This is a genomic window from Rhizobium sp. L43 (genome assembly GCF_002531725.1).
In the GTDB taxonomy this organism is placed as follows: domain Bacteria; phylum Pseudomonadota; class Alphaproteobacteria; order Rhizobiales; family Rhizobiaceae; genus Rhizobium.
Window position 1 is genome coordinate 105,206 of sequence record NZ_NWSQ01000019.1, and the last position, 15,124, is coordinate 120,329.

Sequence of the window (15,124 nt, forward strand, 5' to 3'; positions counted from 1 at the left end):
CAGAGACTATGAAAAAGAAAGCGGAATGGCCGCGCAGGCTGAGATCGCAGGAATGGTACGGCGGCACGAGCCGCGACGTGATCTATCACCGCGGCTGGCTTAAAAACCAGGGATACCCGCACGACCTGTTCGACGGCCGGCCGGTGATCGGCATCCTCAACACCTGGTCGGATATGACCCCGTGCAACGGTCATCTGAGAGAACTCGCCGAGAAGGTGAAGGCGGGTGTCTGGGAGGCCGGCGGCTTCCCGCTCGAAGTGCCGGTGTTCTCGGCATCGGAAAATACCTTCCGCCCGACCGCGATGATGTACCGCAATCTTGCCGCGCTCGCGGTGGAAGAGGCGATCCGCGGCCAGCCGATGGACGGCTGCGTGTTGCTGGTCGGCTGCGACAAGACCACGCCGTCGCTGCTGATGGGGGCGGCCTCCTGCGACCTGCCGTCGATCGTCGTCACCGGCGGGCCGATGCTGAACGGCTATTTCCGCGGCGAACGTGTCGGCTCCGGCACGCATCTTTGGAAGTTCTCCGAAATGGTGAAGGCCGGCGAGATGACGCAGGCCGAATTTCTCGAGGCGGAAGCGTCGATGAGCCGTTCGTCGGGCACCTGCAACACCATGGGCACCGCCTCCACCATGGCTTCCATGGCCGAAGCGCTCGGCATGGCACTGTCCGGCAATGCCGCGATCCCCGGCGTCGATTCCCGCCGCAAGGTGATGGCGCAGCTCACCGGCCGTCGGATCGTCCAGATGGTCAAGGACGATCTGAAGCCTTCCGAGATCATGACGAAGCAGGCTTTCGAGAACGCCATCCGCACCAATGCGGCGATTGGCGGATCGACCAATGCCGTCATCCACCTGCTGGCGATTGCCGGCCGTGTCGGCATCGATCTGTCGCTTGACGATTGGGACCGCTGCGGCCGCGACGTTCCCACCATCGTCAACCTGATGCCGTCGGGCAAATACCTGATGGAAGAGTTCTTCTATGCCGGCGGCCTGCCTGTCGTGCTGAAGCGCCTCGGTGAAGCCGGCCTCCTGCACAAGGACGCGCTGACGGTCTCCGGCGAAACCGTCTGGGACGAGGTCAAGGATGTCGTCAACTGGAACGAGGACGTCATCCTGCCGGCCGAAAAGGCGCTGACCTCTTCGGGCGGCATCGTCGTGCTGCGCGGCAACCTCGCGCCGAAGGGCGCGGTGTTGAAGCCTTCGGCCGCCTCGCCGCATCTGCTGGTGCACCGGGGCAGGGCTGTGGTGTTCGAGGATATCGACGACTACAAGGCGAAGATCAACGACGACAACCTCGACATCGACGAAACCTGCATCATGGTCATGAAGAACTGTGGGCCGAAGGGCTATCCGGGCATGGCCGAAGTCGGCAACATGGGGCTGCCGCCCAAGGTGCTGAAGAAGGGCATCCTCGACATGGTGCGTATATCAGACGCCCGCATGTCCGGAACGGCCTACGGCACCGTCGTGTTGCACACCTCTCCGGAAGCAGCCGTCGGTGGACCGCTGGCGGTCGTGAAAAACGGCGACATGATCGAGCTTGACGTGCCGAACCGTCGTCTGCATCTCGACATTTCCGACGAGGAACTGGCGCGCCGTCTCGCCGAGTGGCAGCCGAACCACGATCTGCCCAAATCAGGCTATGCCTTCCTGCATCAGCAGCATGTCGAAGGCGCCGACACCGGCGCCGACCTCGACTTCCTCAAGGGATGTCGCGGAAACGCTGTCGGCAAGGATAGCCACTAACCGGGTAAATCCAGGATTGGAAATCGATGAAAGGCGGGGCATCACCCCGCCTTTTTCTTTGCGCTTGCTCAACAAGGAAATGGCACTATATTTTGTACAAGTGTACAGGATGTATGGTCATGTCGAAGGTGGTCGGCGCAGCCGAGTTCAAGGCGAAATGTCTGAACCTTATCGACCAGATGGGGAAGGACGACGAATCTATCGTCATCACCAAGCGCGGCAGGCCGGTTGCCGTGCTTTCGCCGGCACCTGACACCAGCGGACGCAGGAGTATCATCGGCGCGATGAAGGGGAGCGTATTGCGCTATGACGATCCGCTGTCTCCGGCCGTTGAGCCGGAGGATTGGGACGCCCTCCGTTGATCGTCATCGATACGCACATCCTCGTTTGGGCAATGCAGGACGATGCACGGCTCGGCTCACAAGCCCGGCGCATCATCGATGAGATGACGGAGAAAAGCCGGATCCTGATTTCGGCGATTACACCTTGGGAAATCGCGATGCTCGTGCAGAAGGGACGCTTGGCGCTCGGCGATGACGTCGGGCGATGGATCGATAGCGCGCTGTCTCTGCCCGGACTCCAGCTCGCACCGATCGAACCTTCCATAGCGATAGACAGTGTTCGGCTGCCCGGCGAGTTTCATGCCGATCCGGCGGACCGCATCATCGCCGCAACAGCCCGTTTTCATCGCGTACCGTTGCTGACCGCCGATCAGGCGATCCTCAGCTACGGCGCCCTCGGTCATCTCCAGGTTCTTGCGGCCGGTTAGAGCGGTTCGGGGCTGTTCCGCTCAACTCTGGCTCTGGCTTTGCATCTGCCCGCCGTCCTCGACCTTCACGGTGACCGACAGCGTTTCGCCCGGCGTGCCGATGCGCATGCCTGAAATCGGCGCGGCGTCGCGGTAGCAAAGACCGGAAGCGATCCTGATGTAACGCGCATCCGGGCAGATCTCGTTGGCCGGATCGAATCCGACCCAGCCGAGGCCGGGAATATGGGCTTCGGCCCAGGCATGGGTCGCCGCCTGTTCGACCTTTTCCTCCATCATCAGATAGCCCGAGACATAGCGGGCCGGCACCTGCAGGGCGCGGGCGGCGGCAATGAAGATATGCGCATGGTCCTGGCAGACGCCGCTCTTCTTCTCCAGCGCCTGTTCGGCCGTCGTCTCGGTGTTGCTGGTGCCGGGCTTATAGGCGACCGTCTCGTGGATTGCCGCCATCAGCGCATGCATGCGGGCAAGCTCGTTATCGCCACCGACGCCCTTGATCAGTTCCTTCACTAATTTGCCGCCCTTGGTCAGCGGCGTGTCGCGGAGGAAGAGCCAAAGCGGGCAGAAGCCGGTATGCGGGCCGGTGACGCCGTTATTGTCCTCCGTTTCGACCTCGCCTTCGGCGAGAATGCGCGTCACATCCTGCTCGCCTTCCAGCGAGACCAGATTGACGTGATTGCCGTACTGGTCGTCATATTCCACCTCGGGTATCGCACCCTCGACCTTCAGCGCCCAGGTGAGGACTTTCTGATGGTGGCTCGTCGGCGGCGTCAACCTCAGTCTTTGCAGCGAGAACTGCGTCGGTCCGTCGTAGCGGTATTCGGTGAGATGGCTGATTTTCAGTCTCATGTTCTGATCCGCTTATACATAGAACCGATAGCCGTCGGAAATCTCCGCGCCGAGCTGGTTGTTGCGCGAGACGAAATCCTCGAGAAATTCGTGCAGGCCCTGATCCATGATATCCCGGATCGCCCGCGTCTGCAGCGTGGTGCGGATCGCATCGGCCGTATCGTGGGCAGGCAGCCGCTCGCCATAATCCTGGGAGAGATAGCCGAGATTGCTGACGATCTTTTCGTAACAATAGGCAAGCGAGCGCGGCATCTGGACGTTCAGCGTCAGGAAGTCGGCAATGTTCATAGCCCGGTATTCGCCATCATAGGCCCAGCTATAGGCGCGATGCGCGGAGACCGAGCGCAGGATCGATTCCCACTGCACATTGTCGAGAGAGGAGCCGACTGATGAGACCGAGGGCAGCAGCACGTAATATTTCACGTCGAGAATGCGGCTGGTATTGTCCGCCCGCTCGATGAAGGTGCCGATGCGGGCGAAATTATAAAGTTCGTTTCTCAGCGTCGAGCCGTGGAAGGCGCCGCGAATGAGGCCGGCGCGGCGCTTGATGGTGTCGATCACCTCGGGCATTTCGGCCGGCTTCACGCGCTTTTCGAGCAGCGACTTCAGGTCGATCCAGCATTCGTTGGTCGCCTCCCAGGTCTCGCGTGTCAGGGCGGTGCGCACCATGCGGGCGTTGTTGCGGCCTGATTCGATGCAGGACATGACGCTCGACGGGTTGGCGCGATCGCGCAAGAGATAGTCGATCGCATCGGCGTTCGTCAGCTTCGTATGGCCTTCGTCATAGGCTTCGCGCACGCCCGCACTTTGCAGCACGCCATCCCAGTTGTCGTCGCCGGCGCTGCTGCGGGTGAGCGACATGCGCAGCCCGGCATCGACCAGACGGGCAATATTTTCGGCGCGCTCGATGTAACGGAACATCCAGTAGAGGCCGTTTGCGGTTCTTCCGAGCATCAGTCCTCCAATACCCAGGTGTCTTTAGTGCCGCCGCCCTGGCTGGAATTGACCACCAGCGAGCCCTGCTTCAACGCCACGCGGGTGAGCCCGCCCGGAATGATCTGAACCTTGTCCGACACCAGCACATAGGGGCGAAGGTCGACATGGCGCGGCGCAATCCCTTTGTTGACGAGGATCGGCACGGTGGAGAGCGACAGCGTCGGCTGGGCGATATAGTTGTTGGGCTTGGCCTTCAGCTTCTCGGCGAAATCGGCGCGCTCCTTCTTCGATGCCGTCGGTCCCACAAGCATGCCGTAGCCGCCGGAGCCGTGCACCTCCTTGACAACAAGCTCTTCCAGATGCTCGAGCACATATTTCAGGCTTGATGCTTCCGAACAGCGCCAGGTCGGCACGTTTTCGAGCAGCGCCTTGCTGCCGGTGTAGAATTCGACGATCTCCGGCATATAGGAATAGATCGCCTTGTCGTCGCAAATGCCGGTGCCCGGCGCGTTGGCGATGGTGATATTGCCGGAGCGATAGACATCCATGATGCCGGGAATGCCGAGCGCGGAATCGGCCCGGAAGGTCAGCGGATCGAGGAAATCGTCGTCGACGCGGCGGTAGAGCACGTCGATCGCCTCGTAACCGCGGGTCGTCCGCATCTTCACCTTGCCGTCGATGACGCGCAGATCCGAACCCTCGACCAGCTCGACGCCCATCATGTCGGCGAGGAAGGAATGCTCGTAATAGGCCGAATTGTAGATGCCGGGCGTCAGCACCGCGACGCGCGGCTTGCCGCTGCAGCCGGGAGGGGCAAGCGAGGCGAGGCTCTGGCGCAGGAGATAAGGATAGTCCTCGACGCGCTGAACCTTGTTCTCATGGAAGAGCTCCGGGAACATCTGCATCATGGTTTCCCGGTTTTCCAGCATGTAGCTGACGCCGGAGGGCGTGCGGGCGTTATCCTCGAGCACGTAGAACTGGTCCTCGCCGGTGCGCACGATGTCGGTGCCGACGATATGGGTGTAGACGCCGCCGGGCGGGCGGAAGCCGATCATCTCGGGGATGAAGGTGACGTTGTTCTCGATCAACTCGCGCGGAACGCGGCCGGCGCGGATGATCTCCTGCTTGTGGTAGATATCATCCAAAAAGGCGTTGAGCGCGATTACCCGCTGCTCGATGCCCTGGGCGAGCTTGCGCCATTCGCGAGCGGAGATGATGCGCGGAATGATATCGAAAGGGATGAGCTTTTCGGAGCTGTCTGCATGGCCGTAGACCGCGAAAGTGATGCCGGTCTTCCGGAAGATATTTTCCGCATCGCGGGACTTGGCAATCAGATGCGCCCGGTCTTGGCTGTTGTACCACTCGAAATATTTTTCATAAGGCGGACGAGGACTTTCGTCCCCGGTAATCATTTCATCAAATGCCAAAGGTGCGGCTCCCCTTTTTTGTTCATTTGAATACAACGCAAATTGCAATGCAAGAACCATGCGCAGTTCGAGGAAAAGATTTTGCGTTGCGGGAAACGGGTGAAAATCCGGGCATTTGAAGTTGGGTGGCGTGGTGGGGAGGATGGCTGCTTCGAGTGGTTGCGCAAAATGTGGGCAGATGATTGTTTTTCGATCGGCAAGGTGGATTCGAGATGCAGATGCAACCGCACCTCTCTCATCCTGTGGCGAGGAGAGGGCATGCCGTGAGGCACCCCCCCCTCTGTCCTGCCGGACATCTCCCCCACAAGGAGGGAGATCGGCTGGGCGCGCGACGGCTTCCCCAAACAACTACCGCATGGCTATTTCGATACAGCAGAGAGGGACGGATGACCCAACCTCTTGCCAATCTCCACCCTTGTGGGGGAGATGCCCGGCAGGGCAGAGGGGGTGCCACACGGCACGCCGTTCTGTATTCGCCACAGGAGCCGCGCTGGCCACGCTATCCACCCAACCATCAGCGAAATTTCAAATAAGCATCAACGCTTCGCCTTTGACTGCGGCCGCCGGCTGCCGCTATCAGCACGGCGAATCTTTTCTTGCGAGCCCCGATGTCCCTTGATCGCCTTGCCCCCGCTCTTTTCGTCCTGCTCTGGTCCACGGGCTGGGTGGTGGCGAAATATGCGGCGCTGCATTCCGAACCCTTCACCTTTCTGACGATACGCTACGGGCTGTCGGCTCTGGCGTTCCTGGCGCTTTGCCTGGTGGCGCGGGCACAATGGCCGAAGAGCCGGGCGACGGTGCTGCGCGCCATCTATTCCGGCTTTTTCCTGCATGGTTTTTATCTCGCCGGTCTCTGGTGGGCGATTGCCAATGGCGTGCCGGCCGGCATATCGGGCATCATCGCAGCACTGCAGCCGCTGATGACGGCGATGGCGGCCCCTTTCCTGGTCGGCGAGCGGTTGCAGAAGACGCAGCAGCTCGGCCTGGCTCTTGGTTTCATCGGCATCGGCATCGCCATTTCGCCGAAGCTCTTCGGTCCGGCGACGGCCGATCTCGGACATGCCGCTCTGCCGCTGGCGGTCAACCTCATTGCCATGGGCTCCGTCACCTACGGCACGCTCTATCAGAAGAAACACCTGCAATCCGGCGACCTCCGGACCATCGCGACGCTGCAATATGTCGGCGCGCTGATTCTCACCCTGCCGCTGTCGCTGATCTTCGAACACCAGCATTTCGACGGCACCGCCCGGGCCTATGGCGCGCTCGTCTGGTCGGTCTTCGGCCTGTCGATGGGCGGTGTCGGGCTGCTGCTTTATCTGATCCGCCGGGGGCAGGTCTCCCGCGCCGCCTCGCTGATCTATCTGATGCCGCCGGCCGTCGCGCTCGAGGCCTTCATCGCCTTCGGGGAGCCGCTGACGATGCCGTTGATTCTGGGCACGGTGATCGTCGTGACGGGTGTCTATCTCACGAACCGCAGGATAGCCGAGCGGCAGACACCGGCTGAGGCATAGGAAATAAAAAAGGCCGGGAGAACCCGGCCTTTCTGATTTTCAGTCGATCGATGATCAGGCGCGCTCGCGGCGCTGGCCGCCGCCATTGCGGGCGCCGGAGCCGCCGCGGCGATTGCCGCCGTTGCCGTCGCGGCGGGGTTCGCCGCCCTGGGCCTGCTGCGGGCCGCGATCTTCGCCGTGCTTGCGGGCCGGGCGGCCGTGGGCGTGGCGGTTATTGCCGCGGTGATGACCGCTCGGCTCGCCATTGGCATGGTGGGCATTGGGGCCGTTATGGGCAGGACGCTGCGGCTTTGCCGCGGGGCGGAAGTCGGAGGTCGAGACCAGATCGTTGTCGGGACCGAGGTTAGGGGTCGCTTCGCCGCGACGCTGGCCGCGGAAATCCTCGTTGCGGGCAGTGCGCTCGGGACGCGGACGACGCTCGCCGCCGGCGCGGACTTCGCTGCCGCTGGCGCGAAACTCGCTGCCTTCGCCTTCACGGCGCGGGCGGCGTTCCTGGCGGTTGCCGCGATGCTCGGAACGGTTCTGGTCGCCACGGCCTTCGCCGCGACCATTGCTTTCGCGACCCTGGCCGCCGCCGCGATTGCGGTTGTTGCCATTGCCGTTGCCGCGGCGAGGGCCGCTGCTGCTGATATGGGCCGGCGGTTCGCCGCCTGCGACCGTGATGTCGATGCCCATCAGGCGCTCGATATCACGCAGCAGCTTGGCTTCGTCGGGAGCGCAGAAGGCGATGGCGATGCCGTCGCGGCCGGCGCGCGCCGTGCGGCCGATGCGGTGGACATAGGCATCAGGCACTTCAGGCAGGTCGTAGTTGTAGACGTGGCTGACGGCCGGGATGTCGATGCCGCGGGCGGCGACGTCGGTGGCGATCAGCGTCTTGATGCTGCCGTCGCGGAAAGCCTTCAGCGCCCGCTCGCGCTGGCCCTGGCTCTTGTTGCCGTGGATCGAGGCGACGGAATAGCCGACGTTCTCGAGATGCTTCATCAGCTTCTCCGCACCGTGCTTGGTGCGCAGGAAGACGATGGCGCGGCCATCCGGGTTTTCGGTCAGCGACTTGCGGAGCAGTTCCGTCTTGTCATTCTTGCCGCCGACGAAATGCACGTACTGCTCGACCTTGTCGGCAGCCTTGCCAGGCGGCGTGACTTCGACGGTGATGGGATCGACCAGATATTCGCCGGCGAGATCGGCGATCGCCTTCGGCATGGTGGCCGAGAAGAGCATGGTCTGGCGCTTTTTCGGCACCATCTTGGCGATCTTGCGCAGATCGTGGACGAAGCCGAGGTCGAGCATCTGGTCGGCTTCGTCGAGTACGAGATAGCGAACCGCAGTCAGCGTGATCGCGCGGCGATTGACGAGGTCGAGCAGGCGGCCCGGCGTGGCGACGAGGATGTCGGTGCCCTTTTCGAGCTGAAGCTGCTGCTTGTTGATCGAGACACCGCCGACGACGACGTTGATGCGCAGCGGCGACTTGCGGATGAACTTCTTCAGGCTCTCGGCGATCTGATTCACCAGTTCGCGGGTCGGCGCCAAGATCAGCGTGCGCGTCGTGCGGTTGTCGGGGCGCCGTTCGTCGGCAAGCAGCTTTTCGATCAGCGGCAGGCCGAAAGCGGCGGTCTTGCCGGTGCCTGTCTGGGCAAGGCCGATCAGATCGCGGCCTTCGAGGAGGAGGGGAATGGAATGTTCCTGGATCGGCGTCGGCGTTTCGATGCCGAGCTGGAACAAGGTGGCAACGATCGGCTTGGAGACACCAAGCGATTCAAAATTAGTCAAGGTATAACCTTTCGGGGCGCCACAATGACTATCGCCGGAACGCACCATGCGATCCGGTTTCATTCTGGCGTCAAGAACCCCGCGTGAAGTGGGAACTTGTGAGTTGGAAAAAGCTTTCCAGCGCTTCTGGCCGCTCATTGGGAGTGCGGCGCTCTATCGAAATGCGCTTTTGTCCCTTCTTCCTGCGTCCGTATTTTCTAGCAGGGGCACGCTCACGCGGCGGCCGGAAGGGTGAAAGCTGAGCCGCATTTGGGCTAGTTCGCTGTGAAAGTCAAGTGCAGTGCACAAAAAAGCCTCAGCCGGGTCACGTCAGGGCATGACGAGAGCGAAGCTTTGCGATGCGCTTTCCGCCCCGTTGACGAGGATGGCGATGCGGTGTTCGCCAGGGTAATAGCGCCGTGTCGTGATCGGCCGCATGGTGTGGCGGCGCGTCATCGCGTGACTTTGCCCGGGCGCGAGCGTGATCGTCTTGCACTTGAAGACCTTGGGCGAGAGTGAGCCGTCGCTCTTCACATGGTGGATGGCGTAGTCGATCATCAGCGATTGCGGGGCTTTGCCGGCATTCGTCACCCGGATTTCGAAATCCAGCCCTTCTCCGAAAAGCACTTCGCTGTTTGCGAGCCGCAATTCGCATGCGAGCGAAGCAGCCGCGCCGAAGCCGAAATTGGCGAGCGCCTGCGCATGGCCGTTCTTCAAAAGCGTGCGCGAGGCGTGTTTCAGCAGCCAGCGGCGTTCGCGGGGGGCCCCCTCGATGTGACCGGCGATGAAGGCTGCGACCAGATCCGGATGATCCTTGGCGATGTCGTTCAGGCTGTTGGCGACGGAACGGCGCACATACTCTTCCGGATCGTCGATCAGCGCCGTCAGGATGGGCAGGATCGGCGCGGGATCCTTGACGAGCTGCGGCAGGCGTATCGCCCAGGGAAGGCGCGGCCGGGTTCCCTCGCTTGCCAGCCGGCGCACATGCTGGTCGGGATCATCGACCCAGCCGGAAATGACGGCAAGCGCGCGTTGCTGGTCGCGGTGGATGAAGGGGCGGATCCCATATTCGGCGGTGAAATGCGGTGTCAGCGCCTTCAGCAGGTCGAGGCCGAGATCGAAATGATCGGGACCGCGTGCTGCGATGAACTGGTTGACCGGCAGCAGCATCCAGCCCGTCAGTCCGGGCTTGCCATCGGCGGGCAGGCTCGCCTTGAGGATGGCGGCTGCCTTCGGAAAATCATCGGGAAGCGTGGCAAACAGCGCGTCGCGGATCAGCGCCGAGCGCTCCATCAGCTCCAGTGCCCCAAGACCGTCGATCGCCAGTCTTACGAAACGCTCGCGATCGAAGGAAGACGCATTGGCAGCGATGCGATCGGCCATGTTACCGACCAACACTTCGTGCAGCAGGTTCTTGAGCGGTTCCGGCATGCTGATCCTCCCTCTGTGCGAGTAAACGCATTGGACCGGCGCCGCCGGGAGGTCAAGCGGCGCCGGGTGCGGGTCTCTATTCCGGGCAAACTTTGACGCGGTAGGGCTCGCCCCAACGGTCGTAGCGCCATTCGAGGTGGCAGTAGGCCGGCCGGTAGTAGGTCCGGTAGACCGGGTACGGGCGGTATGCAGGGTAGGCGGGATAGACAGGGTAGGCGGGGCGGGCTGCCTCGGAGAGCAGGGTTCCGCCGACGACGCCGGCGGCCAGGCCGCCCCAGAAGGCATCACGCGGACGGGCATCGGCGGTGGTGGCGGTGGCGAGCGAGGCGCCGGCAAGGGTCAGCGCGATCAGGCCCGTCGCCATGGTCTTATGAAGAACGGACATATGCTATTTCCTTATCTAGACTGGCTTCCAAAAAGCCGTGTCCAGACTCTGCCCGGATCGCGGCGGCGCAATGGCCGTGCAAGCGCCTCCCGCATTAAATTTTCGTCATGGTTTCAACGGCTCCCGACATCAAGGCTGCAGGGTTGCCACAGATGGCGGCGTCCTTTCAGTCTCGTGCAAGCTCAGGCCCGCAATGTGAGGCGTCTTCAACTTGGTGAGCCGGCTCGTAAAATTCCGCTATCGAAATTTATGGTTAAAACCTTGTTAAAAGCCTTGGCCTTATAGTCTTTGTAGTTGATATTTCATTCATTGCGGGAGCGACAATTTCTTGAGATCGGCCGGGGACATTCTCGAATTGGCTTGCCGCCGGATCGCCGATCTGGACACCCCGGCCTATGTCAAGAACAGCGAGTTGCGCTACGTCGCCGTTAACGAGGCCTATGCCGACTTCCTGGGCCGCGAGATTTCCGATTTCATCGGCAGGCGCAGCCGCGAACTCTTCGACCGTCCCGAGGAAGAGGAGCGCGAGGATAGGGAACGCCGCGCGCTGGTGTTCGGCACCGAGGAAAACGCCATCTGCTTCGATGCTGCAGGCCTCGGCCATGAGCGCATCCAGATCGAAAGCTTTTCGCCGTCGCCGGATCGGGCCTATGTGCTCGGCATCTTCGAAGTGCGCGAGCAGCCGCGCCGGGCGGTCGACGCCAGGGGGATTGCCGGCGATCCCGGGATTGTGACGGATTTCGCCCGTGTGCGCGAGGCGCTGGAAAAGCTCGATCATCCGATCGGGATTTTTGCCGATGACGGTCGCCCGCTGATCGTCAATGCCGCCTATCGCGACGGTGGAAGACCTGCGCCCGCCGGCGATTCGGCCTGGGGTGAGAGCGTCGACGAACTGGACGTTCTCCGCACCGTCCTGGAGGACCTGCCGGTTGCAGTCTTCGTGCGCGACGACGAGCACCGCCTGGTCTATGCCAACAAATATTATGAGACCTTCAGCGGCCATTCCCGCTCCGAGTATCTGGGAATGACCGAACATGAAATGTTCGGGCCTGAAGGTGGCGAGGCGATCTACCAGGAAAACCTGCTGGCGCTCAGGGACGGCATTTCGGTGGAGCTCGAGAGCGAGATGCCGAGCAAGAGCGGCCACATCTATCCGGTCATCTCGCGCGTCAACCGCGTCATGACGGCGGATGGGCGAACCTATGTCGTCGGCTCCTTTTCCGACATCTCGCCGCTCAAGGAGCGCGAGACGGCGCTGATTGAGTCGCGCAGGCAGGAAGAAATACTGCATCGGGATATCGAGAGCATTCTGCGTTCGCTGCCGATCGGCGTGCTGATCCTCGATAACGACCACCAGATTCTCTATGTCAACGACGAATTCTACAGCATCTGGGAGCTGCCGCTCGACGACCGCTTCGACGGCCGCCCCTTCATCGACGTCATCCGCCGCAATTTAGAGCTCGGACGCTACGACGGCACGCAGACGCCGGAGGAGATCTACGCCTTCCGCAAGCATCTGTTCGAGGCCGAAGTGCCCGAGCCGATCGAGCTCGGCTGGGCGGGGGGCAAATCCGTCATCTTCGACAGCCGCCGCATCTCCAACGACCGTATCCTGCTCACCTATGCCGACATCTCGGCGGTGCGCGAGCGGGAAAAGGAAATTCACGAGACCCGCGCCGCGCTGGAGCGGGTCGGCGAGATGATGCGCGATGCGACGCATGCGATGTCGCAAGGTCTTGCCATCGTCCAGGACGGCATCATCAAGATGTCCAACGGGGCGATGGCCGATATCCTGCAGATTCCGCCCGCCTATATCGAAGCCGGGCAGGGCTGGCTCGGCATGTTCGAATTTTGCGCGGTGCGCGGCGATTTCCACGATGCCGCGGCCGAAATCCTGCAGGGCTGGCGCGACAATATCGCCGCCAGGCTGCCGATCTCCACCGTCTTCCATGTCGGCGGCGAGCGCTGGGTGAACATGGATGCGACGATCAGCAAGGGGCAGCATTGGGTGGCGCTCTTCACCGACGTCACCGAGCTCAAGCGCCGCGAGGAGGAGTTGCGCCATCTCTTGTCGCGCGCCGAAGCCGCCGACCGCGCCAAATCCGAATTCCTCGCCAATATGAGCCACGAGATCCGTACGCCGATGAACGGTGTGCTCGGCATGGCGGAGCTGCTTGCCAAAACCAATCTCGATACGCGGCAGAAGACCTTCGTCGACATCATCGTCAAATCGGGCAATGCGCTGCTGACCATCATCAACGACATCCTCGACTTTTCCAAGATCGATGCCGGACAGATGAAACTGCGCAAGGCCGCCTTCGACATCACCGAAGCGGTGGAGGACGTGGCGACGCTTCTGTCCTCGCATGCGGCCGAGAAGAATATCGAACTCCTGGTGCGAGCCGCACCGGATCTGCCCGCCGCGGTGATCGGCGATGCCGGGCGTTTCCGCCAGGTCGTCACCAATCTCGTCGGCAATGCCGTCAAGTTCACCGAGCGCGGCCATGTCTTCGTCGATGTCGGCTTCGAGCCTGCCGCCGGCGGCGAGATCATGGCGAATATTCGCATCGAGGATACCGGTATCGGCATCCCGAGTGAAAAGCTCGAAACGGTCTTCGACAAGTTCTCGCAGGTCGATGCCTCCTCGACAAGGCGGCATGAGGGAACGGGCCTCGGGCTTGCGATCACCGCCGGGCTCGTCGACCTTTTCGGCGGCTATCTCAACGTCGAGAGCGAATGGGGCAAGGGCTCGGTTTTCACCGTCAACCTGCCGTTTGCGGTGGCGGCCGCCCGTATCGAGCCGAGGCCGCTGCCGATCAATGTGCAGGGTGCCCGCATCCTCGTCGTCGACGACAATGACGTGAACCGGCGCATTCTCACCGAGCAGCTGTCGCTCTGGGGCTTCGACGGCGTGGCCGCCGAGGGCGGCGGCACCGGTCTTGCGATCCTGGAGGCGGCGGCCGATCTCGGCATTACCGTCGATGCCGTCGTGCTCGATTATCACATGCCCGATATGAACGGCGCCGATGTCGCGCGCCGGCTGCGCGCCGATCGCCGCTTCGTCGAACTGCCGATCATCTTTCTGACATCGATGGATATCTCCGGCACGGAAAAGGAATTCGCCGCACTGAACGGTCACGCGCATCTGATGAAGCCGGCGCGCGCCAACGTGCTGCGCAACACCGTCGTCGAGGTGGTGCGCGCCAGCCGCGTCAAGCAGGCCTCGGACGCCGAGATCGCCCGACTGCAGACGGAAGCGGCGGTTCCGGCGAAGCCGCCTGCGCCCGTACCGCAAAAGCGGGCCGCCGAATTTGTCGACGTGCTCGTCGCCGAGGACAACGAGGTCAACCAGATCGTCTTCACGCAGATCCTGCAGGGAACGGGTCTTTCCTTCCTCGTCGTCGAGAATGGCGCGGAGGCGGTCGCCGCCTGGGAGCGGCACACGCCGCGCATCATCATGATGGATGTCTCCATGCCCGTCATGAACGGCCATCAGGCGACCCAGACGATCCGCGAACGGGAACAGGGCCGGGGCCACCGGGTGCCGATTATCGGCGTTACCGCCCATGCGCTCGAAAGCGACCGCGAACTCTGCCTCGACGCCGGCATGGACGACTACATGTCGAAGCCGATCAGCCCGGAACTGCTGGAAGAAAAGATCCGACAATGGCTCGGCAAGGACGAGCTGCAGCCGGGGCGCACCAGTTATTGATCTGAACCTTCGGGAAACAGGATGCTCTCGAAATCCTGAGCGCCGTTGAGAATATGCAGGATCTCGATGCGATTCTCGCCGACGCGATAAAAGATCAGGTAGTTGCCGTAAGGACGGCGGCGAACGCCAGTGTGTTCGTAGCGCGGAACCAACGAAAAACCGTTCGGTGTTTCCGCCAGACGTCCACATCGTTCCAGCAATTCATGAATGAAGCTTACGGCCCGCCGCGGATTGTCCTCAGCGATGTAGTCGCCAATGCGCTCGAGATCCGCCTCCGCCTGGGCGGTGATGAGGACAGTCACGAACGGCGGTCATATTTGGCCGCAAGGCGGCCGGCGACCTCGCCGACGGGCTTGAGGCGACCGGCTTCCGCGTCCGCGATCCCTCGGCCGATCGCCAGATCGAGTGCCATCAACCGTTTTTCCCGCTCCTCGACAAGCCGGACACCTTCCCGCAGAACTTCGCTGCGCGAATTGTAACGCCCCGATTTCACGAGTTCGTTCACATAGCTTTCGAGTTGCTGTCCGAGATTCGCGCTGCTGGCCATATTGCTTCCTCTCGCGTGACTATCGCACGAAGTGATAACTGTTAGCAACACAAACCGCTTGGTAAG

The 15,124-nt window shown here is 62.1% G+C and carries 13 protein-coding genes; 5 read left to right on the forward strand and 8 right to left on the reverse strand.

The features are described 5' to 3' along the window. Positions 1-8: 8 nt before the first annotated feature. The 3 genes from araD (at position 9) to CO667_RS23940 (ending at position 2,517) form a co-directional block, all read left to right on the forward strand. Positions 9-1,748: an L-arabinonate dehydratase gene (araD, locus tag CO667_RS23930; protein ID WP_097620778.1), complete on the forward strand. Its 1,740-nt coding sequence runs from the start codon at positions 9-11 to the stop codon at positions 1,746-1,748. A 119-nt stretch (positions 1,749-1,867) separates the two neighbouring features. After that, a complete protein-coding gene (locus tag CO667_RS23935; protein ID WP_179874212.1) occupies positions 1,868-2,110 on the forward strand; it encodes a type II toxin-antitoxin system prevent-host-death family antitoxin in 243 nt (80 codons plus the stop codon). Continuing rightward, complete coding sequence (locus CO667_RS23940) at positions 2,107-2,517, forward strand: type II toxin-antitoxin system VapC family toxin (RefSeq protein ID WP_097620780.1); 411 nt, start codon at positions 2,107-2,109, stop codon at positions 2,515-2,517. The genes CO667_RS23935 and CO667_RS23940 overlap by 4 nt, the downstream gene beginning before the upstream one ends. 21 nt (positions 2,518-2,538) lie before the next feature. Here the strand turns inward: CO667_RS23940 and CO667_RS23945 are convergent, their stop codons facing one another. From CO667_RS23945 to CO667_RS23955, 3 genes are read right to left on the reverse strand one after another with little or no spacing between them, the layout of a single operon-like run. Then, positions 2,539-3,363 (reverse strand): transglutaminase family protein, encoded by an 825-nt coding sequence (locus CO667_RS23945; protein ID WP_097620781.1) that lies wholly within the window; start codon positions 3,361-3,363, stop codon positions 2,539-2,541. Positions 3,364-3,375: 12 nt separating this feature from the next. Next, positions 3,376-4,317 carry an alpha-E domain-containing protein gene (locus tag CO667_RS23950; protein ID WP_097620782.1) on the reverse strand — a complete coding sequence of 314 codons (942 nt, stop codon included), beginning with the start codon at positions 4,315-4,317 and terminating at the stop codon, positions 3,376-3,378. Continuing rightward, positions 4,317-5,726: a circularly permuted type 2 ATP-grasp protein gene (locus CO667_RS23955; protein ID WP_097620783.1), complete on the reverse strand. Its 1,410-nt coding sequence runs from the start codon at positions 5,724-5,726 to the stop codon at positions 4,317-4,319. Before CO667_RS23955 ends, CO667_RS23950 begins: the two co-directional genes overlap by 1 nt. Positions 5,727-6,334: 608 nt before the next feature. Here CO667_RS23955 and CO667_RS23965 point away from each other — a divergent pair. Beyond that, complete coding sequence (locus tag CO667_RS23965) at positions 6,335-7,237, forward strand: DMT family transporter (RefSeq protein ID WP_097620784.1); 903 nt, start codon at positions 6,335-6,337, stop codon at positions 7,235-7,237. A gap of 54 nt (positions 7,238-7,291) precedes the next feature. Here the strand turns inward: CO667_RS23965 and CO667_RS23970 are convergent, their stop codons facing one another. The 3 genes from CO667_RS23970 to CO667_RS23980 all read right to left on the reverse strand — a co-directional run bounded on the left by CO667_RS23970 (position 7,292) and on the right by CO667_RS23980 (position 10,799). Continuing rightward, positions 7,292-9,052, reverse strand: coding sequence for a DEAD/DEAH box helicase (locus tag CO667_RS23970; RefSeq protein WP_097620785.1), 1,761 nt, complete (start codon positions 9,050-9,052; stop codon positions 7,292-7,294). Between the two features lie 261 nt (positions 9,053-9,313). Continuing rightward, a complete protein-coding gene (locus CO667_RS23975) occupies positions 9,314-10,414 on the reverse strand; it encodes a DNA alkylation repair protein (RefSeq protein ID WP_097620786.1) in 1,101 nt (366 codons plus the stop codon). A gap of 76 nt (positions 10,415-10,490) precedes the next feature. After that, positions 10,491-10,799, reverse strand: a complete 309-nt coding sequence (locus CO667_RS23980; protein WP_097620787.1) for a hypothetical protein — start codon at positions 10,797-10,799, stop codon at positions 10,491-10,493. 328 nt (positions 10,800-11,127) lie between these two features. Between CO667_RS23980 and CO667_RS23985 the strand changes: the two genes are divergently transcribed. Further along, the gene (locus CO667_RS23985; protein WP_097620788.1) at positions 11,128-14,511 is read left to right on the forward strand and encodes a response regulator; all 3,384 of its coding nucleotides are present in this window, start codon (positions 11,128-11,130) and stop codon (positions 14,509-14,511) included. On the opposite strand, the gene CO667_RS23990 is transcribed toward CO667_RS23985, so the two are convergent. Together CO667_RS23990 and CO667_RS23995 are read right to left on the reverse strand one after the other, a co-directional pair. Next, positions 14,505-14,813, reverse strand: a complete 309-nt coding sequence (locus tag CO667_RS23990; protein ID WP_097620789.1) for a type II toxin-antitoxin system RelE/ParE family toxin — start codon at positions 14,811-14,813, stop codon at positions 14,505-14,507. The genes CO667_RS23985 and CO667_RS23990 overlap by 7 nt on opposite strands. Further along, positions 14,810-15,058, reverse strand: coding sequence for a type II toxin-antitoxin system ParD family antitoxin (locus tag CO667_RS23995; RefSeq protein WP_097620790.1), 249 nt, complete (start codon positions 15,056-15,058; stop codon positions 14,810-14,812). The genes CO667_RS23990 and CO667_RS23995 overlap by 4 nt, the downstream gene beginning before the upstream one ends. Between the last annotated feature and the right edge of the window lie 66 nt (positions 15,059-15,124).